General features: G+C 40.4%; 21 protein-coding genes. 8 read left to right on the plus strand and 13 right to left on the minus strand.

The genetic code is table 11. The annotated features are described in order from the left end of the window. Positions 1-96: 96 nt before the first annotated feature. Positions 97-1,281 (minus strand): aminotransferase class V-fold PLP-dependent enzyme, encoded by a 1,185-nt coding sequence (locus tag ACM0OR_RS12085; protein WP_414576389.1) that lies wholly within the window; start codon positions 1,279-1,281, stop codon positions 97-99. A 230-nt stretch (positions 1,282-1,511) separates the two neighbouring features. Here ACM0OR_RS12085 and ACM0OR_RS12090 point away from each other — a divergent pair, with 230 nt between their 5' ends. After that, a complete protein-coding gene (locus ACM0OR_RS12090; protein WP_414576390.1) occupies positions 1,512-2,999 on the plus strand; it encodes a TM0106 family RecB-like putative nuclease in 1,488 nt (495 codons plus the stop codon). Positions 3,000-3,992: 993 nt separating this feature from the next. Next, positions 3,993-5,351 carry a hypothetical protein gene (locus tag ACM0OR_RS12095; protein ID WP_414576391.1) on the plus strand — a complete coding sequence of 453 codons (1,359 nt, stop codon included), beginning with the start codon at positions 3,993-3,995 and terminating at the stop codon, positions 5,349-5,351. Positions 5,352-5,398: 47 nt separating this feature from the next. On the opposite strand, the gene ACM0OR_RS12100 is transcribed toward ACM0OR_RS12095, so the two are convergent. Together ACM0OR_RS12100 and ACM0OR_RS12105 are read right to left on the minus strand one after the other, a co-directional pair. Next, complete coding sequence (locus tag ACM0OR_RS12100) at positions 5,399-5,683, minus strand: hypothetical protein (RefSeq protein ID WP_323266506.1); 285 nt, start codon at positions 5,681-5,683, stop codon at positions 5,399-5,401. A gap of 597 nt (positions 5,684-6,280) precedes the next feature. Beyond that, entirely contained in the window at positions 6,281-6,862 is a 582-nt protein-coding gene (locus tag ACM0OR_RS12105; RefSeq protein WP_414576392.1) for a DUF1802 family protein, read from the minus strand. An 85-nt stretch (positions 6,863-6,947) separates the two neighbouring features. Here ACM0OR_RS12105 and ACM0OR_RS12110 point away from each other — a divergent pair, with 85 nt between their 5' ends. After that, on the plus strand, positions 6,948-7,907 hold the full coding sequence (locus tag ACM0OR_RS12110) for an aldo/keto reductase (protein ID WP_414576393.1): 960 nt from the start codon (positions 6,948-6,950) through the stop codon (positions 7,905-7,907). An 833-nt stretch (positions 7,908-8,740) separates the two neighbouring features. Beyond that, positions 8,741-9,460, plus strand: coding sequence for a hypothetical protein (locus tag ACM0OR_RS12115; RefSeq protein WP_414576394.1), 720 nt, complete (start codon positions 8,741-8,743; stop codon positions 9,458-9,460). A 356-nt stretch (positions 9,461-9,816) separates the two neighbouring features. Here ACM0OR_RS12115 and ACM0OR_RS12120 read toward each other — a convergent pair whose 3' ends face one another. The 3 genes from ACM0OR_RS12120 to ACM0OR_RS12130 all read right to left on the minus strand — a co-directional run bounded on the left by ACM0OR_RS12120 (position 9,817) and on the right by ACM0OR_RS12130 (position 11,819). Beyond that, entirely contained in the window at positions 9,817-10,053 is a 237-nt protein-coding gene (locus ACM0OR_RS12120; RefSeq protein ID WP_011319422.1) for a DUF4327 family protein, read from the minus strand. A gap of 954 nt (positions 10,054-11,007) precedes the next feature. Then, entirely contained in the window at positions 11,008-11,406 is a 399-nt protein-coding gene (gene rbfA, locus ACM0OR_RS12125; RefSeq protein WP_190703386.1) for a 30S ribosome-binding factor RbfA, read from the minus strand. A 206-nt stretch (positions 11,407-11,612) separates the two neighbouring features. Next, entirely contained in the window at positions 11,613-11,819 is a 207-nt protein-coding gene (locus ACM0OR_RS12130; RefSeq protein WP_190703384.1) for a DUF751 family protein, read from the minus strand. Between the two features lie 291 nt (positions 11,820-12,110). On the opposite strand from ACM0OR_RS12130, the gene ACM0OR_RS12135 reads away from it, so the two are divergent. Continuing rightward, entirely contained in the window at positions 12,111-12,944 is an 834-nt protein-coding gene (locus ACM0OR_RS12135; RefSeq protein ID WP_414576395.1) for a DNA adenine methylase, read from the plus strand. Here the strand turns inward: ACM0OR_RS12135 and ACM0OR_RS12140 are convergent. The 3 genes from ACM0OR_RS12140 to ACM0OR_RS12150 all read right to left on the minus strand — a co-directional run bounded on the left by ACM0OR_RS12140 (position 12,941) and on the right by ACM0OR_RS12150 (position 16,008). Beyond that, positions 12,941-13,411, minus strand: coding sequence for a PD-(D/E)XK nuclease superfamily protein (locus tag ACM0OR_RS12140; protein ID WP_414576422.1), 471 nt, complete (start codon positions 13,409-13,411; stop codon positions 12,941-12,943). The two genes, ACM0OR_RS12135 and ACM0OR_RS12140, sit on opposite strands and share 4 nt — an antisense overlap. Positions 13,412-13,777: 366 nt before the next feature. Next, positions 13,778-14,992, minus strand: coding sequence for a HetZ-related protein (locus ACM0OR_RS12145; RefSeq protein ID WP_323266501.1), 1,215 nt, complete (start codon positions 14,990-14,992; stop codon positions 13,778-13,780). 356 nt (positions 14,993-15,348) lie between these two features. Beyond that, the gene (locus ACM0OR_RS12150; RefSeq protein WP_323266500.1) at positions 15,349-16,008 is read right to left on the minus strand and encodes an L-threonylcarbamoyladenylate synthase; all 660 of its coding nucleotides are present in this window, start codon (positions 16,006-16,008) and stop codon (positions 15,349-15,351) included. 362 nt (positions 16,009-16,370) lie between these two features. Here ACM0OR_RS12150 and larC point away from each other — a divergent pair, with 362 nt between their 5' ends. Next, positions 16,371-17,678: a nickel pincer cofactor biosynthesis protein LarC gene (gene larC, locus ACM0OR_RS12155; RefSeq protein ID WP_414576396.1), complete on the plus strand. Its 1,308-nt coding sequence runs from the start codon at positions 16,371-16,373 to the stop codon at positions 17,676-17,678. A gap of 113 nt (positions 17,679-17,791) precedes the next feature. On the opposite strand, the gene ACM0OR_RS12160 is transcribed toward larC, so the two are convergent. From ACM0OR_RS12160 to ACM0OR_RS12175, 4 genes are all read right to left on the minus strand, one after another. Beyond that, positions 17,792-18,385 carry a hypothetical protein gene (locus tag ACM0OR_RS12160; RefSeq protein ID WP_414576397.1) on the minus strand — a complete coding sequence of 198 codons (594 nt, stop codon included), beginning with the start codon at positions 18,383-18,385 and terminating at the stop codon, positions 17,792-17,794. 80 nt (positions 18,386-18,465) lie between these two features. Continuing rightward, a complete protein-coding gene (locus ACM0OR_RS12165) occupies positions 18,466-19,032 on the minus strand; it encodes a DUF6658 family protein (RefSeq protein ID WP_414576398.1) in 567 nt (188 codons plus the stop codon). A 416-nt stretch (positions 19,033-19,448) separates the two neighbouring features. Further along, positions 19,449-20,075, minus strand: a complete 627-nt coding sequence (locus tag ACM0OR_RS12170) for a hypothetical protein (protein ID WP_414576399.1) — start codon at positions 20,073-20,075, stop codon at positions 19,449-19,451. Then, on the minus strand, positions 20,050-21,324 hold the full coding sequence (locus tag ACM0OR_RS12175) for a sulfite exporter TauE/SafE family protein (RefSeq protein ID WP_414576400.1): 1,275 nt from the start codon (positions 21,322-21,324) through the stop codon (positions 20,050-20,052). Before ACM0OR_RS12175 ends, ACM0OR_RS12170 begins: the two co-directional genes overlap by 26 nt. A 286-nt stretch (positions 21,325-21,610) precedes the next feature. Between ACM0OR_RS12175 and ACM0OR_RS12180 the strand changes: the two genes are divergently transcribed. Continuing rightward, positions 21,611-22,591 (plus strand): WD40 repeat domain-containing protein, encoded by a 981-nt coding sequence (locus ACM0OR_RS12180; protein ID WP_414576401.1) that lies wholly within the window; start codon positions 21,611-21,613, stop codon positions 22,589-22,591. Positions 22,592-22,790: 199 nt separating this feature from the next. Further along, positions 22,791-23,660: a DUF5895 domain-containing protein gene (locus ACM0OR_RS12185; protein ID WP_414576402.1), complete on the plus strand. Its 870-nt coding sequence runs from the start codon at positions 22,791-22,793 to the stop codon at positions 23,658-23,660. Positions 23,661-23,677 lie beyond the last annotated feature (17 nt).

Here is a 23,677-nt window from a genome sequence, read left to right on the forward strand (position 1 = left end):
TGAGTTTATTACACATTGTCATTGTGGCTCATCTATATTAATTGCGATTAATTGCGATCGCCTATCACTGCTTCTAAGATTTAAACTCAGCACTCGTCAACCAATGCGGCAAAATTGGGCTACCGCTTCAACCAATTGGTCGATTTCCGATTCCAGGGTCAAATAGTGGACGGTGGCGCGGGTACAACTTGGGTCGGCAATTGTCCGGGTTAAAATCTTTTGAGTATCAAGAAATTGCACCAACTTGAGAGAATGGTGGTTAGTGAGTTGGAAAGAAACAATACCGCATTCCGGGGGTGCAGTACAAAGACATTTCACATCGGGTAATGCAGCTAAACGTTGCCAGAGATATTCACTATTGCGGCAAATTTGGGCGTAACGTTCCTGGGGTGTTCCCCATTGTTGATGAATTGCGATCGCCTCTCGTAAACCAAAATACAATGGATAAGCTGGGGTAGATACTTCATATCGCCTTGCATCCGGTTTCCAGTCCACTGGCTGGGAATGGCTATCAACAATGATTCCATACAAGCCAATAAAGGTAGGATGCAGACTGTTTAGCACTTCTGGACGCACATACAAACCCCCCACACCTTCAGGGCCGCATAACCATTTGTGACCTGTGAAAGCATAGAAATCTACCCCCAACTCTGTTAAGTTCAAAGGTAAAGCACCCACAGATTGGGCTGCATCTATTAATAAAAAAGAATTATTGTTTCTGCATACCTCCACGATTTTCTCTACAGGTAGCACTTGTCCAGTGTTCCAAAAAACGTGACTTAATACCACTAAGCGAGTCTGGGGACGCAAATTTTGGGCAATAATTGCTACCGGGTCGCCCTCATTCAACGTGGCTTTTAGGGGACAAATACTCACTTCTACCCCAAACCGGCGGCTAAGTTCTTGGGTAGTAGCAATTACTCCTGGATGTTCGCAGTCTGAGAGTAAAATATGGTCGCCAGCTTGCCAGGATATCCCCCACATGGCGATATTACAACCCACAGTTACATTATCCGTAAAAGCGATTGTATCAGTTGTGACGTTTAACTCAGATGCGATCGCTTCTCTGACGGTTTGCATTTGTGCTGTTAACCAATTACCAGCCTCATTCCCAAAGGGGCCAATATCCTGGATGTGCGCTATAGTTTGGTTAATCGTGTCCATTGTGGCTTTAGGCATCGTCCCTTGCCCACCATAGTTAAAATAAAGCTTATTAGCTAAAGCCGGAAATTGTTCCCGATGGTGATGCAATCTGGCTTGTGCTGTGGAAATAGTAGTCATAAACAACTTAAAATTCAAAATAGCTTGTTTTCTTAGTTTCCCATTCTCAATGCTTAATGAGTAGGAAATGGAGGTGATAGGTGACAGGTGATAGGTGACAGGTGACAGGTTACAGGTTACAGGGTAGACAGGGTAATTAATTCTGAGTAGCCTACGGTAAGTAAGCTATAAGCCCTCACTGATTGTCTTTAATTTTGAATTTTAATTCCGCAAACGGTTGACTATACTGAATGTTAATTAATGCTGATCACCTTCTGCAATACCAACGCTGTAAGCGTCGCCCTGTTTTAGATATTCACGGTGACAGAAGCCGACGAGATGCGCCTAATGAATTGTTACTCAAACTACAACAGGACAAAAACGCTCATCGCTTGAGTATTTTGGCTCAATTCCCCTATCAAAAACCAGATTACCCCAGAGGAAACTGGGAAGCAGCACAAGCAGCCACTATAGAATTGATGCAGCAGGGGGTTGATTACATTTATCAAGGGGTGCTGTTAGCTAATTACAGTCAGTTAGTAGACGCAGAAACGGAATACGTTAACCATACCCTCCTCAGTCGTCCTGATTTACTTGTCAAACAGCCAGGAAAATCGCTGCTTGGTGACTGGGTTTATGAAGCTGTGAATATTGAACTGGGTAAGCGTCCCAAACAAGAATACCAAGTTGTTTCCGCGTTTCATACCCAAGTTTTAGCCACAGTCCAAGGCGTGACACCGCGAACAGCTTGGTTAATGCTACGTAGTAAACAGGCACAATACACTGTAGATTTATCGAAATGGACACCGCAAATGCAGGGAATTTTGCAGGAGTTCATGGAGGCTTTGGAGGCGGAAACTAGTCCAGAAATATTTATTTCCCGTCAGAAGTGTAATCTTTGTTCATGGCATAGTCAATGTTATGCGATCGCTCATTCTCAGCAACACCTCTCACTCTTACCGGGAGTAACACCCCTCCGTTACGCCCAATTGCAAACCCTCTCTATTAACACCCTAGAATCTCTCGCTGATACTAGTCCCACTATTTTAGAAAATCTCACGGGTTTTGATTCTCAAGTCGCAGTCAAATTAGTTATCCAAGCCCAATCTGTCTTAGAAAACCGACCATTAATTTTACCATTCCCCCATCCCTATCAGGATATCACCGCCAAATCTCCCATCGAATTGTATTTTGATATTGAAGCGCAGCCAGATTTAAATTTAGATTATCTTTTAGGGGTGTTGGTAGTTAATACGCAAACCAACACTGAAGAGTTTTATGGTTTTTTAGCAGAGAATCCAGAACAAGAAGAATTAATTTGGCAACAATTTCTAGACTTAGTCTGGCAATATCCCCAAGCCCCAATTTATCATTTTTGCGTCTACGAACTAGATACAGTCAAACGCCTAGGCAGGTTGTACCATACTCCTCACAGATTAGTCCAGCCAGTCTTGAATCGGTTTGTCGATATTTATGAACACCTCACCGAAACTGTAGCTTTACCCATAGAAAGTTATGCTTTAAAAGCGATCGCTAAATGGTTAGGATTTGCATGGCGTGATCAAGAAGCTAGTGGTGCTAAATGTATTTACTGGTATGATCAATGGTTAGAAACAGGCGATCGCACTTTACTAGAAATCATCAGCCGCTACAACGAAGACGACTGTCGCGCTACCCGTCGTGTTAAAGACTGGCTAGTTGATTTCCTAGAACACAACTATCATCTGAGACGTGCTTAATTAATGTCTAGTTCGCAATTTATCAAACTGCTTTTTTTGCGCTATGTTCAAGCTATCGCAAACCAAAATGCAAATAAAGATTTTGGCATTTTGGCAACTTCTCGAAAATTCTATCTGATATTTTGGTACTCATTGCAAGGATGAGTGTAGTTACAACATCAATTACGGCATCAATCGCTGTTCTTGCTGTTAACTTTATCTATAATTCCTTACAACCTATTAAATTTACTATTTATCCGAGTCCAAGGTGTATTTGCCACTTTCAAGCTATTTAGACGGGTCGCACCCGTCTTTTTTTGTGTATTAGTTACATTAATATTCATTAATTTTTTGTGGAAAAATAACATGAAACAAAAAGTTGAGGAAATAAATTATCTTAGGTGTATTAGTTAATACTTAAATAATGTAATATCAGTTTTTGCAGTATTTGCATACATCCCATAGGAAGATGCGAAAGGATGAAAATAATAGGTAAATTAATCCGGGATGTTGTTATGCACTGGATTTAAAGAGAGGTTTGGTGATGAGCCAAACCTTTTTTTTTAATAACGGATGAAAAACTACCTTAGATTAGTACCGCAAATCAAAAGAATTGTATTTCAAGCTTTTGCGTCATTTGAAACGGTATATTCATTTCCGCCGATAGTACGTTTTTCTTCCCCAGTCCCCAGTTCCCAATCCCCAATTCCCAGCCTTTCAATTTTGAATTTTTAATTATTCAATCCAAAATCCACAATCTAAAATCTAAAATCTAAAATTCTTAGTCCCCAATCCCCATTTCCCAGTCCCCATTGTAAAATTTAACTAACCTTACTGCTAGGCAATAAGTCAAAGCGCGAGTATAAAAGAGAAACAATAAACAAAACTCGCACTGTAGATTGACAGAGAACGAACATGGCACATCGCTATCCTTCTGGGGACAATCAGCCCACTGTTGATGTAATTGAGGGTGTTTCCTCCAAACCTCAATCCTGCAAAAGAAAGAGGATAAAGTTGTCTTCAATTATAGCGATCGCAATTTTACTTACTGGTGCTGGGTTAGTTATCTCTTTTACTTGGATTGGTGTTCTCTTGATTTTCGATCCCCAACAGGTGGGTTGGCTCAATAGTGTTTTACCAGAGTGGGCGCAAATTCCCATGAGTCAGAGCGAATACCCCCAAACCGTCCAACAAATTCGGGATAGTTTGAGTCACAAACACAAAATTGTCGGCGACACGATAGCTTTAGATAATGAAGATAACTCTTTTCTCCTCCCAGTGTTGCGCCAGCGTCCCAACTGTCAGTCTGATTGTCAAGAAGTTGTCGAACTCAGGGTATATCACTTAGAAAACCTACAATACCAAGCACAGCCCGAAAAATTTTATCGTTTAACTAACCAACTAGCGATCGCAGGACTGGAAGAATCTGTGGCTCTTGCGCCCCTAATTGATCCCACATCAGAAAATCCAGAAGTTAGTGATAGCTTACCTTTGACTGAGGTGCAACGCTTTGAAGGGAAAACACCAGGAAGGGGAGTCTGGTTTTATTTGCGGGGTCAGCGTCAACAAGGAACTCATGCGATCGCCTACGGTGAGATTGTCTACTACAATCCAGAACGGGCTAACCTACAACAAATGGTGTCTTGGACAAGTCCCAATGGTCAACTACCCAAATGGGAGCAGGTAACGGGTGATAGTGCCAAAGAACTGGTAATTGATCAAACTGTCGGTTTAGAACCACAGTTACAGGTTTACCAAGTCAAAGCTGTCAAGTTATACCTCAAACCTCTGCAACTAGAAGCAATTACTCTCACACCATCAGCTATTAAGGATGATTCTTACCAAAATGCTCTCTTCATTGCACGGAGTGGCTTGTGGACACCTGCGTTTCAATGGTTGCAATCCATCAAGAAACAACGCCGAGGCGTTTTACCAGCCACAGCGCAAGCACAAATGGATCTAATTCGGTTACACTCCCAGCTAACTAAAACCCAAGCTGATAAAACTTGGGCAAGTCCCAGTCAACAAGTGCTAGCAGATTTAGTTGATGGTCGCTGGGAAAAGGCTTTACAGGTGTTTGAGAACTCACCACAGAATGCTCAAGAAATTGTCACCCTCTTAAAAGCTGACAAAGACAAAGGTCGATTATGGAAACGAGTATTAGCAGCACTGAAAGTCAACCCCAATAAAGCAGAAATTCAAACTTGGGGTGCGTTGATCTTAGCAGTCCAACAAGGGGAAGAACAGGCGAATTCATGGTTACAGCAGCAACCAACCATCAAAACAGCAACTCTGACTAATATTCAAAATCTGGTCAAAAAACTCAATACCAGAGTCACAACAACTCAAACCACTTCTAGGAATGAGGAGTAGGGAAGGGTTGACGGTTAGGATTGAGAGTCAATTTAAAATCGCTGGCTCTAAAGTCCAAAATTGTTTGACTGTTGATTATTTGCTGTTGACTCTGCATAATCGCTGCTGCCAAATTCATTAGCTCGTGCGCTGGATACTAGTGTCCAACCAGCTTTAAGTAATTTTTGATAAGTTGCCCAACCCTTAGAGCCGCCTGGAACTTGATAATCCGGTACTGAAAATTGTGGGAAAGTTGTGTAGGGTCGCCAGGGTTGATGAGGCGCAGCTTGCAGATATAAGATTTTTTCCCCGTCATCGCTAGTTTTAGATATCCAACACATTTGTCGATACATAGCAAACTCCTTTGCTTTTTGCTTACTTCGCATATTGGCAGGTTTTTGTCAATACTTCTTCACCCTTGTGAGATAGTTTTGAATCTTCCCAAGGTAGTCAACTTATCTACAATCTAAAATCGTACAATCACTTAAATAAATGTCCGGCATTTAGATTGCTTCTCGAAAGCTATATAGATAGACAGGTTGTGCAAATGTCTGTGCTTCAATCTAAGGCACGAATAAGATTTTTTTAATGTTATCTGCTGGTACTAAAAGTGTATGTATCAAGAATTACTATTTTGGAAATTATTGAATTTTTATTACGAAAAGTAGATGATTCAAGATGCTGACAAGCAGACCTGACTTTTCACGTTATATGGAAAAGCTAACGCGAAACCTAACCCCCTAACCCCCTTCCCTACTAGGGAAGGGGGAATATGTAGAGACGTTGCATGCAACGTCTCTACAGTTTTAGGGGAGAGGTACTAAGCGCGAGTTCGCTCTTAGCGTTCTCGTAGAGTAGCCGCTCCGCATCTTTGGAGAAACTCAGCATCGGCTAAACGCCGCGCTACCGCTAACAACACTCATTACTCATTACTCATTACTCAGCACTCATTACTCACCACTCACCATCCCATGAATTTCAGCTACTAATTCTTGGTAATACGAATCAGACAAAACTGGGGTTGAACCTTGTAGTTGCAGAGGTGATTCTATATCAATCCATGATTTGCAACCACCATACACCCCACGATAGGGAATTTCTTGGGCTTGGGGTAGTTGATAAGTCCTTAGTAGGAGAACAAATATTGGCTGTTTGGGTTTCCACTTCAGGCGATCGCTGATAAAATTTTCATTCCAGATATGAAAGGGTAATAAGCTCTTGACAATTGACTCGTCACTAACTGGCAAAATGTCGGTAATCTCTGCCCAACTACCAATCCGTACTATTTCTGGATGCCATCCTGGTGTGACTGGATGGACAAGATTGGCATATTCAGCTTTAAGTAAGCAAGATTGCTGATGTTCATAGGTGGGGTAGAGCAAAACCTGCTGATGCGCCACTTGAAAACGGCCTTGCTGTTCATGAATACCGCCTTTACGCAGTAACATAATTGTTTTGCCAGTTTCTAAAGCATTAACTGCAACTGTCCATTCTTTGAGCGTATGCGCTGTTTGATTTAATTCCATCAGCATGAGCATCTACTGTAACTCTGATTTAATTTTGAGCGAAGACCGCTAAAGTATAAAACTATCCAGGGATATGAATTAAGGAAAGGTTATGGAGCAGCGACGACTGGGGACATCTGATGTATACATCACACCCATCCTGATGGGAACTTGGCAAGCTGGTAAAAAAATGTGGGTGGGAATTGAAGATGCAGACTCAATTAAAACTATCCGATCTGCCTTTGAAGCTGGGATCACCACTATAGACACGGCCGAGGTTTATGGTGAAGGACATTCTGAGCAGATTGTTGCTGAGGCTTTATCTGATGTGCGTGATCAAGTAGAGTATGCGACGAAAGTTTTTGCTAACCATCTCCAGTATGACCAAGTAATTGAGGCTTGCGATCGCTCCCTCAAAAATCTCAAAACTGATTATATCGACCTTTACCAGATTCATTGGCCGTCTGGCTCTTTCAATAGTCAGATTGTACCCATTGAGAAAACCATGAACGCCCTTAATGATCTCAAAGCACAAGGTAAAATTCGCGCCATTGGTGTTTCCAACTTTTCCCGTAGCCAATTAGCAGAAGCGGCGCAGTATGGGCGTATTGATAGCTTACAACCTCCCTACTCTTTATTTTGGCGGCAGGTAGAACAGGATGCTATGCCTTATTGTGTGGAACATAATATTTCTATCTTGGCTTATTCACCCTTAGCCCAAGGATTGTTGACAGGGAAATTTGCCCCTGGACAGCAGTTTGATCCAGCAGATAACCGCGCTAAAAATAAGCTATTTCAGGGCGAAAACTTTGAACGCGCTCAACAAGCTTTAGAGAAATTGCGTCCGATAGCTGAACGCCATAATTGTACTTTGGCTCAGTTGGCTCTAGCTTGGTTAATTGCCCAACCTCAAACGAATGCGATCGCAGGTGCGCGTTATCCTGAACAAGCCAAAGACAACGCCCTAGCTGCTGATGTTAAACTTTCTGCTGATGAAATTGCCCAAATTGATGCGATCGGCCACATTGTCACCGATCATCTTGATGATAGTTCCGTCATGTGGAATTGGTAAGCATCTCATGAATTCAGAACCCCGGTTTCTTGGAGAAATCTGGGTTCTCACAATTAAAGATAAGTAGAACGACTTGAAACAAACAAACTATGTTAAGTAATGTAAAAAACTAGGATTAAGTTCGTAGTAAGGACTTTAGTCCTTTTTATTCGCGGAGCGTCCCGCAGGGAACGGAGAGAACGCAGAGAGAACTAAAGTTTTTACTACAAACCTTTATTATTTACCCTGTTCTACTTAGTTGAGGATCAAAGTTTTATATTGTTATTGCAAAAATATACGAAATATCAACTTTAGTAAACCAAGCGTTGATCATCACCAACCTCGGTGCTAACTTAAATATCAAGACACCAAATAAGGTAAACCAAACCAAGCGGGCAAATGGCTCGGTGTCTCCCGTCATCAGCCCCAGCAGATTTCGGCATATTTATGTCATGTGGTAAAAAGCCCAAAAAGGCCAAGCCAAATCCCAAAGCGGAAAAACAAAGATTGCTGAATTTGCTAGTTGTAGAGTCCACCCTAGTCAGAAACTTTCTCAATTACTTGTTGGTTAAATTTAAAGATTTGAAATCACCTACAACATGAAAAAACCTGGTCAATCTCTACCAGGTTTTTTCATGTTGTAGGTGATTTGAATCACAAAGAATGTTAAGATATGATCAATAATGCAAGGAGTGTCATCTCAACAATTAAGGAAATGACATTTTGATTTAGGGTTCTTCAAATACCTTAAATATTCTTAAAAAGCCCATTTGTTTGGGCTATTTTTTTACTTGCTGATTTTCTAGGGGACAATAAAATGGGACATCCCCAAATAAATCCTCCTAGAGAAGTGCATGAAAAATAATTATAGTTTTTTGAGAGACATGGCATTAACCCTGTTTTTAGCTAGTTTCTGCTTGTCTTGCAGTGCTAGTCTTGATAGAAGAACAGAGCAAGCCAAAGCGATCGCACAAGAACAGAAAGAGACAGAAATTAGCTATGGTAACTTCACTATTAAAGAACAGTCAGATTATTTGATGATTCCTGTGAATGCCACAAAGAGGTATGACAAAGGAAGTATTTTAGATAGCGACAGTTACAGTAAACGAAATAACACAACTTTTTTACATAACTTAATATTTTATCGTAAACAAGATGGTGAAACTCATCTTCTCCTCGATAAACAAGCAATTATAAATTCGTTTGATTTAATAGAAACAAAAGCAGCAACAAAGCCACCTACAAGAGTTTGGCTTTATCAAATTATTGACCAAGATACTAACAAAGATAAACAACTCAATCAACAAGATGCTGTAATTGGCTATATTTCAGATTTATCGGGAAAAAATCTACAGCAAGTCACACCAAACAATACCAAAATCATCAACTGGGTTGTTCTCCCCAGTCAAAATGCAGTTTTTATCAAAATTATCAAAGATTCTAATAATGACAATAAATTTACAGCCGCAGATAAGACTAATTTTGTTCGGGTTAATCTTGAGCAACCCAGTATAGGTAAAGAAATTATTAGCGACCAAATAGAACAGAAAATAAAATCTTACATTACTAAATGAATCAGGACTTAGGGAAGTTTTAGAGTTTTCTAGTTGAGGCTGTAAATAGTCAATATTTAACTGTAGAAAAAATACAGGAGCAGTTTTACACGTAAAGCTGCTCCTGTATTAATTTACACAAAAATTCTTAATGTATGAAACTGGATTTACACAAAAGCTTGTTTCTATGGGTGACTGACCTGAAAAATTTTACGCATCAGAGTCAAAGACTTTAGAGATATTGGAAATACTCAGATTTTGGATCAGGAAAGAGTTATCAAAAGCAGAGATTGCCCCTTAGTTTGGACAATCAATCATTTGTAGCCAAATCCAGTCACATCCTAATCCAAAATCTAAATTCATATAATAATCCTGGATTAGTCATTGTCCCATTGTTCACGACCAATCAGATCGCCGATGCGATCGCGTAATAAGAAATCACACTTCTCTAACTCGCACTCTACACAAACCCATTCTCTGGCGGGAATGTATTGACAGAGAGTATATATAGGCTGCTGTCGGCTAACCATTCCTTTTTCTACTAGTCGGCGTGCTTCGTCCTGAATTACATCTAGAGAGTAGTAATTTATAGAGGGCACCGTATTCACACTCATGGTTTTTACTCACAAATTTACACGTAAATAGTGTTCCCACTAATAATGGGGAACAAACATGACAAGGATTTAGACTTGCGCTGAAGATTTTGTAGTTTACTATACGGAACTGATTCCATTTTGACGCTAGACACTCCTAAATTATGTAAATAAATGTTAAGAATGTCAACTTTCCCTGACATTATCCCCATGACGCCGCATTTGGAAAAGAACTGGCTGATAAATTCAACCAGTGAGAAAGCTGATTAGAACATTAGAACCATATTTTAGAGATACCCAGATTGCGCCATAACTACAAAATTAGAAGTTTCTAGGTCAAGTTAGTGTATAAACTATTGCCAATATTATTGATATAACGGCTACCGTACACTAGGAAAGCTGATTAAGAGCCATAAGTTAATAATTTCTTAAAGCAAACAGTAATTTCTAGATTAAGGTCAGTGTTCTTTACTAACTGATTGGTGGAGATCAACATCTGTCGCCGGGTGAAATGAGATGTTTCTAGAGTAGCAGTAGCTATTAAAAGTCATATCCGACTTGCGGCGTAGCTAGGATGCCGCAAATGTTGTAGTTATCACTTAAGTCATCATTTAATAACATATAGTTACGTAAGTACATAGCAACAGAATTATGAATTTTTATTTAGTTAGTGGTTTTTGCTGTCAGTAAAGTTATCAGAACATAAAATATAGTAATTTTGTTACCAAATTGTAACATTTTTGCCTATAAAAGCTTTAGGGGCTATCACCCCTAATATTGGGTATTGGGCATATAAATTCCAAATTGAGTCACCTCTGCTCCCCTGTCACCTGTCCCCTGTCCCCTGTCACCTGTCCCCTGTCCCCTGTCACCTGTCCCCATATAAAAACAGACGTGCTTTAACCACGTCTGTAAATCGTTTGGCGGATTCTTCGGAGATCCATTGTTCTCTGGTGACAAAGTCGTAGAGACTACTTATTCTAAAAGTTGCTCATCACTTTCATCGCTCGTGTCTTGCGATCGCTCATACTCCAGTTTATTTAATAGTGATAGCACCTTATTTCCCCGTTCAATAGAACGGTCTTCGATAAACATCACTTCCGGCGTGCGACGCAGCCTTACCCGCGCCCCCAGTTCACTCCGTACAAAACCAGTGGCTGACTTCAAACCCGCCATTGTTTCTTCCTTGGCTTCATCTGTACCATATATGCTGACGTAAATTTTGGCGTGTTGGAGATCACCAGAAACATCAACATCAGTTACACTAACCATTCCTGTGCCTACACGGTCATCTTTAATGCCATTGAGCAGCATTTGGCTAACTTCCCGTTTAATCAATTCAGCAACACGGGAAACGCGGCGATTTGTAGCCATATAAATCATGCCTCTCCACAGAGGTTGGACAACAACAAGTATAAGTAATATAGGACAACAGTAACTGCCCTGGGGATAAAAAGTGCTGAGTTAAAAGTGCTGCGTTCCTTTAGCGTAGCAGGGTGTAAGCCCGTGCTGAGTGAGAATCACCGCTCATGACTCAGGACTGAGTTTCGTCAATCCATAATCCATAATATAGTTTTAGTCTAGATCGTACTCAGTCCCAGCATTGCCCGTAATGTGAAAGTGAGGAATGCCAGTCCACCTATAAATAAACCCAAAATAGCTACTAAGGTTACTGGACGTTTTAATAGTGGGAACAACGGCTCAAGGGTGTTTAGCAGAAGACCTAATACGATAGTAATCAAGTAGCGGGGGTAGCGAAAAACGTTATCCCAAAATCCGTCAAACATTTTAATTGAAACTGCCTTGTTATAGACTCGAAGTTTGTTTTGATGTACTTTATTCTTACTTATTGTAATCTATATGTGCTAGAAAACTACTCAGTTAATATAAAATATCCTTCATTAGTAATATCGTGAGAGTTCAGAACACAGCACTCAGATTTCAGGCTGGCTCAGGTTTTGGTATCACGAGTATATTCCTTAGTCAAATTATTTCCTGACTCTCTTTCTGCTCTGACTCCTGTATATTTTCTGAACTCTGATGCTATATTTATTAGCTTATAGCTGAGTTGCAGTGCAATGGTTAGTGAAATTTCTAAGGAAACTTGCCCGCGTCCTTTTTTAAAGTGGGCTGGGGGCAAAGGTAGATTAATACAACAATATATTCCCTATTTACCCAAGAATTATCAAAATTATTACGAGCCATTCTTAGGTGGAGGTGCGCTATTTTTTTATCTGCGACCACAGAGGGCTATTCTAACTGATATTAATGCAGAATTAATTACTGTTTATCGCTGTGTTCGTGATCATGTTGAAGAATTAATTCTGCTTTTAAAAGAGCATAAACTTAGACATGGCAAAGATTACTATTATAGTATTAGGGCTAACTCTAGCGGCAATGATTTAGAGAAAGCGGCTAGATTCATTTATCTAAATAAAACTTGTTATAACGGACTATATCGCGTTAATTCCCAAGGTAAGTTTAATGTGCCTTTAGGGAAATACACAAATCCAAATATTTGTCCAGAAGATTTGCTGCGAGCAGCTTCAGCCACACTTACCACATCTAAAATTAAACAAGCAGATTTTACAGATATCCTCAATTATGCCACTGGCAGTGAAGATTTTGTATTTTGCGACCCCCCTTACCATCCTGTCAGTAGCACTAGTTATTTTACGAGTTATCACCAAAGTTCATTTAGTGAAAAAGAGCAAGAAAAATTAAGAAATATCTGTGCAGAGCTAGCAAGTCGTGGTGTGAAAGTAGTCATCTGCAATTCCGATGCTGATTTTATTAGAAACTTGTATAAAGAAATTGAATTTAAAATTTATATAATAGAAGCTGCACGCTCTATTAATTCTAATATCCAAAAAAGAGGGATGGTTAAAGAATTATTAATTACATCATATTAGAAATTTTTATTAGACCATGCTATAAATCGATCTAGAGTATGTACTGCTAGTAAATTATGATTATAGTCAACTTGTTTTTTTAACCATTTAATCGCCCCTTCTCGCATACCTTCACCGCCAATTACTATTATGGTTGGTGCTGGATAATAGTCTTGAATATTCAGGTTTAAATAAGGAAATTTTTCATCGACAGATCCGCCACTCTCTTGCCATTTACATTCAATAATTAATCCAGAAGGGATGGCGGGCAATCCCATAACATAGAAATCAACTTTGAGAGATGATTGATAAATACCATTACCAATATAAACCTGCTTGGCATAACGTTTGTTTAATAAACTCGCATTGAGCAAATATTCTTTTGTGACATGATTGCCAATTTGAAAATATCCATGACCAGTTAATATTGCATCTACATTACTTTCTAAAATCTTCCCCGCCTGATTTGCCCGTGCGCCTGGAGTCATCATTATCCCCAATCCCTTTGCACAAATCCCACGTATTCCAGGATTTCACGGAAGTGGGCGCAAATGAGTAATTACTTAATATGAATTTTTAATTGAGATTATATAAGGGTAAATCTAGAGATTTTTGTAGTATTAATGTACTAAAAATATAGCAATCCTCAATTATTTGTGAGATTCAAAAACCCCGGTTTCTCAGCACCGGGGTTCTAAAGTATTACCCAATAATAGAATTGAATATTCTTGCAGTTGTTATTTTAACTTCCTTAATAATTTTGCTAAGAACAGAAAATAAATAGGAGGGATGTCGCGTAGGTAATAAGAAACACTGATTTAACTTAGCAGAAAGTATCCTTCTGATTAAATTTTTTAGCTTGTTTGCATTTCAGTATGACCGTTGCGGATAGCCCACGCCATATCTAGTAATTGTGTCCAACGCTTTTGTAGTTGCTTAGGGGTGCATTTCAGGGTTTTAGCGATCGCCTGATCACTATGTTTAGCAATTTTTAGTTGTAAGAGTTCCTGTTGTTGGGGAGATATGGTAATCATTAAAGTTTCCCACTGTTGACCAGATAATCCCAATTTTTGCTCCAAACCCGCGCCTAACCATTGATGTACTAATTGCCAATGATGTTGCTTGGCAAACTTCTGCACATGATATTTAAAGCGTTGTTGCAGATAATCACGCTGACGGCTAGTAAGACCGAGAATTTGGTCAATTTCGGGTGCCGGTAGGTCTTGCAGCTTCAACGTCAGGTAATCTACACAGTCAGATTGTCCTTGAGAATCTAAATATTGAACTAATTCTGAGATAATGCGATCGCGTTCTGATTCTTCTGAGGGATCAAAATTAGCTTGAGCGACCATTTGCGCTCTAATTTGTTGTACCGCCGAGTTCCGTTGGTAAGATTCGGCTTCCTCACCTTTGGCAGATTCTACTGCCATTTCAATGTCTACAGCTGTCTCTTGGGGCTGACGACGAGCGAAACCTTGAGCGCGTAAAATAACTAACTGTTGATTGTTTCCACCGGGTAAATTAATCCGTCGCTTGGCATACTGTTCAGTAAACGCCATATACTCAGCTAATTGCAACTGAGTGCGCGGAGTGTAATCTTCTGGTAGTTCGTTTTCCCGCCGAAAAGCTTTAATGGCTTCAATATAAAATGCTTGGAGAAAATCTTCAATCAGACTGTAGCGACCATCAAAACCCAACTCCGAACCTGCAATAGTTACATGACGGTAAACCATCGCACCCAAATTACTGTGTAATTCCACCCGTCCCCGTCTAGAACCTAGTTGATAATAATGTAGGCACTTTTGCAGGCGATGACGAGATAAAGTAATTTGCCAAGACTGAACTTGACCAGAGGTTTGAATTCGGGAACTCTTATCACAAATTCGTTTAACTTCCTTAGCAATGCGTTCAGCTATAGCTTCTACACACCTTGGTGTTGCTTTGACTTGAGCTTGCATTTCCTGACATAGCAGTTGCATCAAAGCACTTGTAGCGGAGAACTCCTCAGTAACAACTTCGTTGACAAAAGCAGATGTGGAGGTTGGTAGATTTGCAAGATTTAGTTTCATGACTTTTCCTGGGTGTGGTGTTGCACCTTAAAGGCAATGCACAAACAGTACCTGAAGTCAGGTTTGAGTGGAAAACCCATCAATACCTATTGCAAGCACTGCTAATATACATGACTGTAAGCGATCAAAAAAAGTTACAGAGAAGGTAGTGTGTCGCTTTTTTCACAAGCAACCGAATCGAGGTTAACACAAGCATATTTGCTTTGCCCTCAAAATAGCTAAAAAGCTTAATATGTCTCCATCACTGCCATCCTGTTCTATCCGCTCCCAATCCTTGTACCTATGACGATAGGGAAACTGGAGTATTTTTCTGACATAATTCCGAAATTGGCGAGGAAGCCTGTGAAGTTCAATTGTCAAACCCATGCAGCTACTGCTTCCCAACCTAATCCCCGCCTCGTAATCATGGGTTCATCTCCCGTTAAATCTACGATGGTAGATACTTCATATGTTGGTTCTTGATCGGTATCTACAATCACATCTACTAATTTATCCAAACGATCAAATAGCTCCACGCGTGACAATCTTAATTCTGAATCTAGTGTAAATTTGCCATCATCTATCTCATCAGGTGGTAAATGTGCCGAAGTCGAAATAATCGGGTTTCCTAGAGCTTCTAATAATGCTAAACATACGCTATGATCGGGTACACGAATACCTGTGGTCTTACGTTTAGGACTTTGTACCAGTTTTGGTACTAGTTTGGTTGCAGGTAGCAAAAATGTATAAGTTCCTGGTATTAGTCGTTTCATAATCCGATAGGCTGTGTCACTGACAAAGGAGTAAGTAGTTACATTTGACAGTGAAGGACATAAAAACGTCAGTGGTTTATCATTTGCTAGCTGCTTAATTTTTCGGACTTTTTCCACCGCAGATTTGACATTTAAATCACAACCGATCGCATAAACTGTATCAGTTGGATATAGCATAACTGCGCCACTAGAAAGCGCAGACCTTATTTCCTCTATTCTCCGAGTTTGTGGATTCTCCGGATGGACAGCGATAATTTTTGCCATAAAATGTTGGGTTGCGGTTAAGTATTAGGTATGGGGCATTGGGCTTTGGGCATAGATAATAAAATGGATGCCCTATATAGTGATGTCCCTAGTAGGAAGGGATCAATTCTTCGAGAGAGGTTCTGTAAACTTAAGCGTTGCACATATTTACATACACAAGCAATTGCTTCATATATTAGGTGATAGGGGACAGGGGACTAGTACCGCCGTGAAGTCATAGACGCTAAAGCGGCTAACCCGGAGGGTAAGTCAAAAGCCAAAAGTCAAAATGAAGACAAGGGAGTTAAATCAGTAAACTGTGAACAGTTATCAAGTGACTGGTAACTGGTAACTGATAACTGATAACTGATAACTATTGGCTTATGAACAAAATTGCTTATCTTCAATGTCCGGCTGGGATTTCCGGTGATATGTGCTTGGGAGCTTTGGTGAGTCTGGGAGTCCCCCTAGAGTATTTAACGGAAAAACTCAATAACTTGGGTATTTATCAGGAATATAAGTTAAGGGCGGAACTGGTACAAAAAAATGGTCAGCAGGCGACAAAAGTCCATGTGGATTTAGTTGAGCATCATCATGACCACCATCACCATTACCATGAACACCATCATGGTCGTCATCTGCCAGAAATCGAGCAAATGATTCTCCACGCTGGGTTGCCATCACGGTCCCAGGCTTGGAGTTTGGCTGTATTTCGACAATTAGCGATCGCGGAAGGGGCGGTACATGGGATTGCTCCTGAGAAAGTGCATTTTCATGAAGTGGGTGCTGTGGATGCAATTGTAGACATTGTTGGCACTTGTTTGGGATTGGATTGGTTAGATATTGCTAGCGATGCAGCCGGATTCCCTTTACTCTATTGTTCAGCATTTCCTACGGGTGGGGGTACTGTGCGGGCAGCGCATGGGCAAATGGCAGTACCAGTACCAGCAGTTTTGAAGTTATGGGAAATGCGGAGTTGTCCTGTTTATAGTAATGGGATTGATCGGGAACTAGTGACACCAACAGGAGCTGCGATCGCTACTACCTTAGTTAAAGAGTTTGGCGCACCGCCACCAATCACCATCAAACAGATCGGATTAGGATCTGGTACAATCAATCTCCCTATTCCCAATATACTACGCCTGTGGCTGGGTGAAAGTGCCAGTTTACAGCCAAATTTCATAGATTCTGGGGAAACCAGCCCAACGTTAGAAACCATTTCGGTACTAGAAACTCAAATTGATGACTTAAACCCCCAGGCTATAGGTTATGTATTTGAGGCTTTGTTTGAGGCTGGTGCAGTGGATGTCTTTACCCAACCTATAGGCATGAAAAAATCTCGTCCAGGGATTTTACTAACTGTTATTTGTCATCCAGAAAAACTACTTGCTTGTGAAGCAGTTATATTCCGCGAAACCACCACTTTAGGCATCCGTCGCACTACCCAACAACGCGCCATATTACAACGGGAAATCCAACAAGTAGAAACGAAATATGGCACAGTAAGAATTAAAGTTGCATGGCAAGGACAATCAACAGATCAACGTATTGCCAATATCCAGCCAGAATATGAAGATTGTGCGGAATTAGCTCGTAAATACAATCTTCCCTGGCGAGAAGTTCACCAACTAGTTCTACATAATTGGAAAGACGGTTCATTCTTGAGAAAAGGTGAAAATCAAGAGAGTTGATGATCACAGAACCCCGGTTTTTTGAAAAAACCGGGGTTCTAAATTTTTGAACTTTGGACAATTTTTCATGCCCAATGCCCTATTACCAATCTCCAAAACTAGATAAATCTAGCTTATCTAATTGTTCTATTCACTGCATCAGCTGTATCTTCAGCTTGTCGCTGAATGCTTTTCCCTGTATCTGTTGCTCCACGCTGAACATTTTTTACTAAGTCTTCAGTAGCATTTTGGGTGTTTTCTCTGATATTTTCCAATCCACGCTGAGTTCCTTTAGCAACGCCTTCACGCACTTCTTCAGCAGAACTACCCACATCTTCACCTAGGTTCTTTACTCTTTCACCTAAAGATGTGCCTTGGCGATAATTGCGGACATATTGTTCTGTGCTATCAACGCCTTTTTGTTCGACATTTCTTTTAGCCATGTCTCGCAAAGCTTTAGCTTTGGCTTCTGCTGCTTTCTCCTCGGCTCTGGCTCTGGGATCTATATCACTAAAGTTGTTCATCCCACCTTGAGGTGGATTGAGAGGATAACTTTTTGTGGGGTCGTATCTCTCTACATTAGGAGCTTGACCGGCGGGCTGTGATGGTTGTGCTGCTATTCCTGGACGGTTACAAGCCTGTGCTGTTAAGAGAAAAACTCCTGCTAAGAAGGCTGTGAAGACTTTTAAGGGACGAAGATTTTTTAGCCAATGAATGACTCTTTTCATAGGGGTACTCCTGGAATTTTGTAAGTCGATATAAACGTTCACCAAAATGAAATTTTGATGATGGGAAAAGGCAAATAATGTTATCTACCAACTGCGGAATTTTTTTGTAACTCAGGTCTTGCACTGGCTTCATCTGCTTTTTCTTTGAAAAAACCAGAAGCTTCTTTCACATTTTCTTGGACAGTTCCAATCCGTTTTTGAATGCGAGTTCCTACATCTGGCTCACGCTGAATTAAACCACCTGGTTTTGGCTGTTGGTAGTCTTTTTCAGTAATGATTGGCAATTCCCCTTCTTTTAAAACTCTTCCAGTTGGTGTTTCTGCACCAGGATAGAGTAATTCGGATTCTCTATTAGTAGCAATCAATATCTGTGCGTTGCTTTGTAGGCTAGCTTGGTCATTTTCTTTACGGGTCTTTGTGTTAGTGATTTTCGGATCTGTAGACATTCTATATTTGGTATATTTGTCTCCACCATTTTTATAAGGATTATTAGCACCGCCAGCTTGTACAGCAGGATTTTGAGGATTCGCACCTTGGGGATTGGCTTGACTACAAGCAGTGCTAAAGATTAACAATAGTCCAGCCAAAAATACAGAAAAAACTTGGCGCAGTCGCAGTTTTTTCCCTAAAGATATTAGACTGTTCACCAATTCCTCCTTTTAACTAATAACAAGCTTACTCACTTATTTACTACATCTAAATAAGCAGTGATTTGTGTGCTATTTTCGTGGTTTTAGTTCAATTACTAAATTTGACCAACAGTTACTCATGTTAGTTGCTAAAAACTAACTTTTCCTCTAGCGTAAGTCACATTTATTTCCCAACCAATGTGCTAGATTTATCTAACTCCAGAGAGACAAGATTAAATTTAAAGAAGGCAGAAGTACGAGGGCAGAGGGCAGAAGGTTTTATTTAATCTGTGAAGATTGAAAGCTACAAAATATCAACTCTTCAAGGAAGTCAAGAATATTTTTTTCACGAATTATGAAGTATGAATTTTTTTCGCTAGTGGGAGGTTCAGCACTCAGCACGCTGCTCAACGCCGCATTGTTGCTAACAGCACTCACCATTTACCACTTCCTTTGTTCTTTTGCAAAAACATAAATAATACACCGCCAACTGCTAAAGCTGGGATAGCGATCGCCCATACTGGAAATGATGATAATTTATTCTCGGCGACAACATCATTGATGGATTGTTGGCTTTGTACCTGTTTTGATGCACTACTAGAACCAATCGCCACAGTCACATTAAAGCTAAACTTAAACGATTGGAAAGTTTCCCCAGATTTGGGTTTTCCTGTTAGCTGTAACTGATAAATTCCTGGTTTGGGGAAGGTAATATCTGCGCCTGGGATGCCTTGAAAGCGTTCGGCGTTGACTGGTTGTAAGGATGGCTCTAGCAGTGCCGGTTCTCCGGGAATGTGGGGTTCAGCATATACTGCTAATTGACAATTACATTGTGCCAGGGGAATAGCTTTACCACCTTTGCGCGTCAAGGCAAACCAAGCTTGTGTAGTTTCTCCAGCACGGGGTGTATCATTCGGTTCAATGTGGAGTGTCGCACCAACATCTGCTGCTACTTGTACCTTGTGAGCTAAAGCTGGATGAAAGTTAGTTAACCCCAGCATTAAGCAACTCAAAACAGAAACAGAGGTGATAGCTTTACCGTGATTTACTTGGTGGGACATAAAACTTTTCTACAGTTAACTTTGACCAAAAAAAGTGCGATCGCACTAGCAATACACCCAGACTGATCAGTCCCAATAGCAGTGTTGCTAGTTTATTCCCCCAAGTTAATTGTGAAGAACCCAAGTAATGAGAACCAATCAACACCGCATGAATCACACTCAGGAGCAAAGCAGGTACACTCAATAAATGAATTTTTCGCCAGCTTTTACCCCAAGATTTCTGCAATGATTCCCAACTGGTGAGTGCGACGGGGGTCATTAATACCAATCCTACAGCACCAGCACCCATCCCTAGTTGAAACTCTGGCGGTAAAAACCAAAAGGCAGCCAAATTCCATTGCAAGGAATGTTCAATCATATGGGTGGTATGCACTACAGCTAAAATAAAAGCCCCCACTCCCAAAGCGCGACGATAGCGTAAAGGAGATGCCCACAATTTACTAATGGGGCGAGCAATTAACGCCAGTATCAGACAGAATAACGCCGCGTGTCCGGTATAATCTACCATCGTGTCACCAGTCCGCAGCAAGGTAATTGCGCCAATAGTCAGTGTTACCCAACCACCTAAACGAAATAACTGACTACGCCTATCTTGACTCACCAAGGCAGTAGATACACCGACACCCAGCATGGTAGGCATTGTTCCTAAGCCAAAGGCCAACATAGTGGCCATACCCAGCCATAAACTACCAGTCTCCGCCGCTTTAATTTGGGCTGCATACAAAAAACCACAAGGCATTAAACCCCAAGTCATGCCCAAAGTTATCGGTGTCCACCATCGCCGTTGTAAAGATAGCTGCATCATTGCGGAACTCAGCCGATTATGTAAGCCACCTTTTAAGAAAGGATGCAGGAGGGGAATGTGGGGAAGTAAGTTGGGTGTAATTTGCCCTAAACCAAACCAAATCAGCATCACACCAGTAATGATTGCCATTACACGGCGGAAGTCACTACCCACACCCGCCAACTGTCCACCTTGTAAAAGTACCGAACCCAAAGCCCCAATACCAGCACCAACTAAGCCGTAACTTAACATTCGTCCTAGATTTAGCAACACATGGAATGTTAATTGTTGCTGCCAAGTATTAGAGGATTTTTCTAAAGTTAATACCCCTGCTGAAGAGGTTTTCTGTGCATTTGACTGGTGACTAGACAGGGAAAACGCCACCGTTAGCGGCCCGCACATCCCGAAGCAATGCCCAAAGCTACCCAGAAAACCCAGAATAGTGATGAGTGATAAATCTAGCATATGTGGTAATGGGTACTGAAGGAGATCATTAGTGAATGGGCATTGGGCATGAGTAACTCTCTTGCTTATCTTTCCTATACTCCTTTCCCTACTTATTGGGAAGGCTACTTAATTTTATGGGGCAATTTAAGTGAGATTTGCCAATTTGTCAAAAGACAACCCGTCAAACTTTGTCAGATAGTGATTCATCCCATTAAATTTTGATGAGTTTGTAGTGAGGACTTTAGTCCTCCAAGATTATTTAAAAAATTAAATCAGATTCTTATATAATACTTTTCTAAGTAATATGGTTGTAATTTTTATACGGCACTTACATTATCGGATGGAAAATTTTTCTCCTAAAAATATACAAAATCTAGTACCTGTGCAAATTCTCAAAGGTCATTCCAATAAGATTCTTTCAGTTAGCTTTAGTGCTGATGGAAAGTTGTTAGCAAGTGCTAGTGAGGATAAAACAGTCAAAATTTGGCAATTATTAACTAATCAAGAATCTTACACCCTGAAGGGACATGGCGAATCTTCATGGTTTGGAAGTGTCAATACAGTAGCTTTCAGTCCAGATGGGAAAACAGTAGCCAGTGGTAGCGATGATAAAACTATTAAGTTATGGGATGTAGAAACAGGTCAGGAAATTTTAACCTTTACAGGACATGAAGAGAAAGTTTATTCTGTTGCTTTCAGTCCTGACGGAAAAGTTTTAGCTAGTGGTAGCCAAGATAAGAATGTAAAAATTTGGTCATTAGAGAAAAGAAAAGAATTATATTCATTCCAGGGATTTTCTGATGATGTATTATGTGTTGTATTTAGTCCAAATGGGAAAATTCTAGCTAGTGGTAGTAAAGATAAAAATATTAAACTTTGGTATTTAAATCAAAAAAAAGTCCAAACTATTAATACAGATGATGATTGGTTTGCCAATATTAATTCTCTAACTTTCAGCCCCGATGGGAAAATTCTAGCTAGTGGTAGCCAAAATAAAAAAATTAAGTTATGGGATATGAATACTGGTGAAGCAATTCGTACATTAACAGGCCATAACAATGATGTTTGTTCTGTAGCTTTTCATCCAAATGGCAAAATATTAGCTAGTGGTAGTAAAGATAAGACGGTAAAGTTATGGCAGGTAGCCACAGGTACAGAAATTTGTACCTATCAAGGTGCTGACGATGCAGTTTATACCGTAGCTTTTAGTCCCGATGGTCAGAAATTAGCTGCTGGTAGTGGAGATAAGAAAATTACACTTTACCCTAAATTGAACTTCAGCTAGCCGTTTTGCGATCGCTTCCCGTAAAATCATGAAAAATCACAATTCCCTCAACCTCACACTGGTGAGGAGTTGTTAAAAAAGAAAACAGGGATTGCAACAAAGATTGATTCTGCTTTAATCTGGAAAAACAGTACGCCTGTTTGCTCATCAGCAACTTATTGATAAACTTGTATAGTAAAGTACCACCGTGCCTAAAACGATGAAAGCATCTGCTAAGTTCGACTTTGAGGATGAAAAATTCAACGCACCGCCTTCTCAAGTCATCCCCTGGTGTCAGATGATAAATCCTCGGTATGGTGCTGATGGAGTACAATCCCACGGTTTAGCTATTAAACTGGATAACGCCCAGGCTGTGGGTTTTCAGCCTGATGATAATTGGCAGCAAGTAGAACACGAATTTAGTTCTGGGGTAGAAACAGTTTTTATGACGGCGACTCCCCGCATAGTCATAGTGCGTCGGGGGCCTTTGTCGGTTAAAGATAGAGAAACTGGCATAAAACTGGGGACACTCAAAGATAATTATGACGCGTTTTTAGCAGATAAATTAAAATTTAAAACCTTCACTCGTTACCTGATTTTCTTAGTAGGTGAAAATAAAAACTTCTTACATGAATCACCACTACAATTAACTCTTAACGGGGTAGCAGGAGCAAGTTTTAGTAAAACTTATTGCGATTTTCAACAGGGTAAAGTAGTTAGTGGTTTTGTGGCGGAATTAGAAAGAGCTTATGCTTTATTCCGTAAGCAGCCAATTACACCAAAAGGTTCTCTATTCCATGCTCACGGCATCTTTTGTCCCATTATCGAGTGTGAAGAAAGAGGAATTGAACCAAATACTGTTTTGGTAGCTTCCACTGTCGATTATGAACATCCTACAGTGGGAACTTTAACTAATTACTTGATTGCTTCAGATTCACCAGAATCAGCAATTATTTGTAAAGCCTTTGAAGATCACAAAGATTTTGCAAAAGAACCCGTGAGAACAGAAACACCAAAAATGGCAGTGGCTGCGGTTTCTAGTTCTTATGTTTATCCTGATGAAGATGATTTTGGTTATCCGCCATATTAGGGATTGGGGACTGGGGA

Origin of the sequence: Anabaena sp. CCY 9402-a, from assembly GCF_963920945.1 — a bacterium.
Taxonomy (GTDB): domain Bacteria; phylum Cyanobacteriota; class Cyanobacteriia; order Cyanobacteriales; family Nostocaceae; genus Trichormus; species Trichormus minutissimus.

Excerpts from the sequence above, each read along its gene's own strand:
- ACM0OR_RS12130 (WP_190703384.1), bottom strand. The coding sequence starts at position 11,819 with ATGTTTGACGGATTTTGGGATAACGTTTTTCGCTACCCCCGCTACTTG.
- ACM0OR_RS12105 (WP_414576392.1), bottom strand. The coding sequence starts at position 6,862 with ATGCTGATGGAATTAAATCAAACAGCGCATACGCTCAAAGAATGGACA.
- ACM0OR_RS12090 (WP_414576390.1), top strand. The coding sequence starts at position 1,512 with ATGTTAATTAATGCTGATCACCTTCTGCAATACCAACGCTGTAAGCGT.
- ACM0OR_RS12170 (WP_414576399.1), bottom strand. The coding sequence starts at position 20,075 with ATGTCCCACCAAGTAAATCACGGTAAAGCTATCACCTCTGTTTCTGTT.
- ACM0OR_RS12110 (WP_414576393.1), top strand. The coding sequence starts at position 6,948 with ATGGAGCAGCGACGACTGGGGACATCTGATGTATACATCACACCCATC.
- ACM0OR_RS12140 (WP_414576422.1), bottom strand. The coding sequence starts at position 13,411 with ATGACTCCAGGCGCACGGGCAAATCAGGCGGGGAAGATTTTAGAAAGT.
- larC (WP_414576396.1), top strand. The coding sequence starts at position 16,371 with ATGAACAAAATTGCTTATCTTCAATGTCCGGCTGGGATTTCCGGTGAT.
- ACM0OR_RS12145 (WP_323266501.1), bottom strand. The coding sequence starts at position 14,992 with ATGAAACTAAATCTTGCAAATCTACCAACCTCCACATCTGCTTTTGTC.
- ACM0OR_RS12150 (WP_323266500.1), bottom strand. The coding sequence starts at position 16,008 with ATGGCAAAAATTATCGCTGTCCATCCGGAGAATCCACAAACTCGGAGA.
- ACM0OR_RS12175 (WP_414576400.1), bottom strand. The coding sequence starts at position 21,324 with ATGCTAGATTTATCACTCATCACTATTCTGGGTTTTCTGGGTAGCTTT.
- ACM0OR_RS12120 (WP_011319422.1), bottom strand. The coding sequence starts at position 10,053 with ATGAGTGTGAATACGGTGCCCTCTATAAATTACTACTCTCTAGATGTA.
- rbfA (WP_190703386.1), bottom strand. The coding sequence starts at position 11,406 with ATGGCTACAAATCGCCGCGTTTCCCGTGTTGCTGAATTGATTAAACGG.
- ACM0OR_RS12135 (WP_414576395.1), top strand. The coding sequence starts at position 12,111 with ATGGTTAGTGAAATTTCTAAGGAAACTTGCCCGCGTCCTTTTTTAAAG.
- ACM0OR_RS12115 (WP_414576394.1), top strand. The coding sequence starts at position 8,741 with ATGAAAAATAATTATAGTTTTTTGAGAGACATGGCATTAACCCTGTTT.
- ACM0OR_RS12185 (WP_414576402.1), top strand. The coding sequence starts at position 22,791 with ATGAAAGCATCTGCTAAGTTCGACTTTGAGGATGAAAAATTCAACGCA.
- ACM0OR_RS12100 (WP_323266506.1), bottom strand. The coding sequence starts at position 5,683 with ATGTATCGACAAATGTGTTGGATATCTAAAACTAGCGATGACGGGGAA.
- ACM0OR_RS12160 (WP_414576397.1), bottom strand. The coding sequence starts at position 18,385 with ATGAAAAGAGTCATTCATTGGCTAAAAAATCTTCGTCCCTTAAAAGTC.
- ACM0OR_RS12085 (WP_414576389.1), bottom strand. The coding sequence starts at position 1,281 with ATGACTACTATTTCCACAGCACAAGCCAGATTGCATCACCATCGGGAA.
- ACM0OR_RS12180 (WP_414576401.1), top strand. The coding sequence starts at position 21,611 with ATGGTTGTAATTTTTATACGGCACTTACATTATCGGATGGAAAATTTT.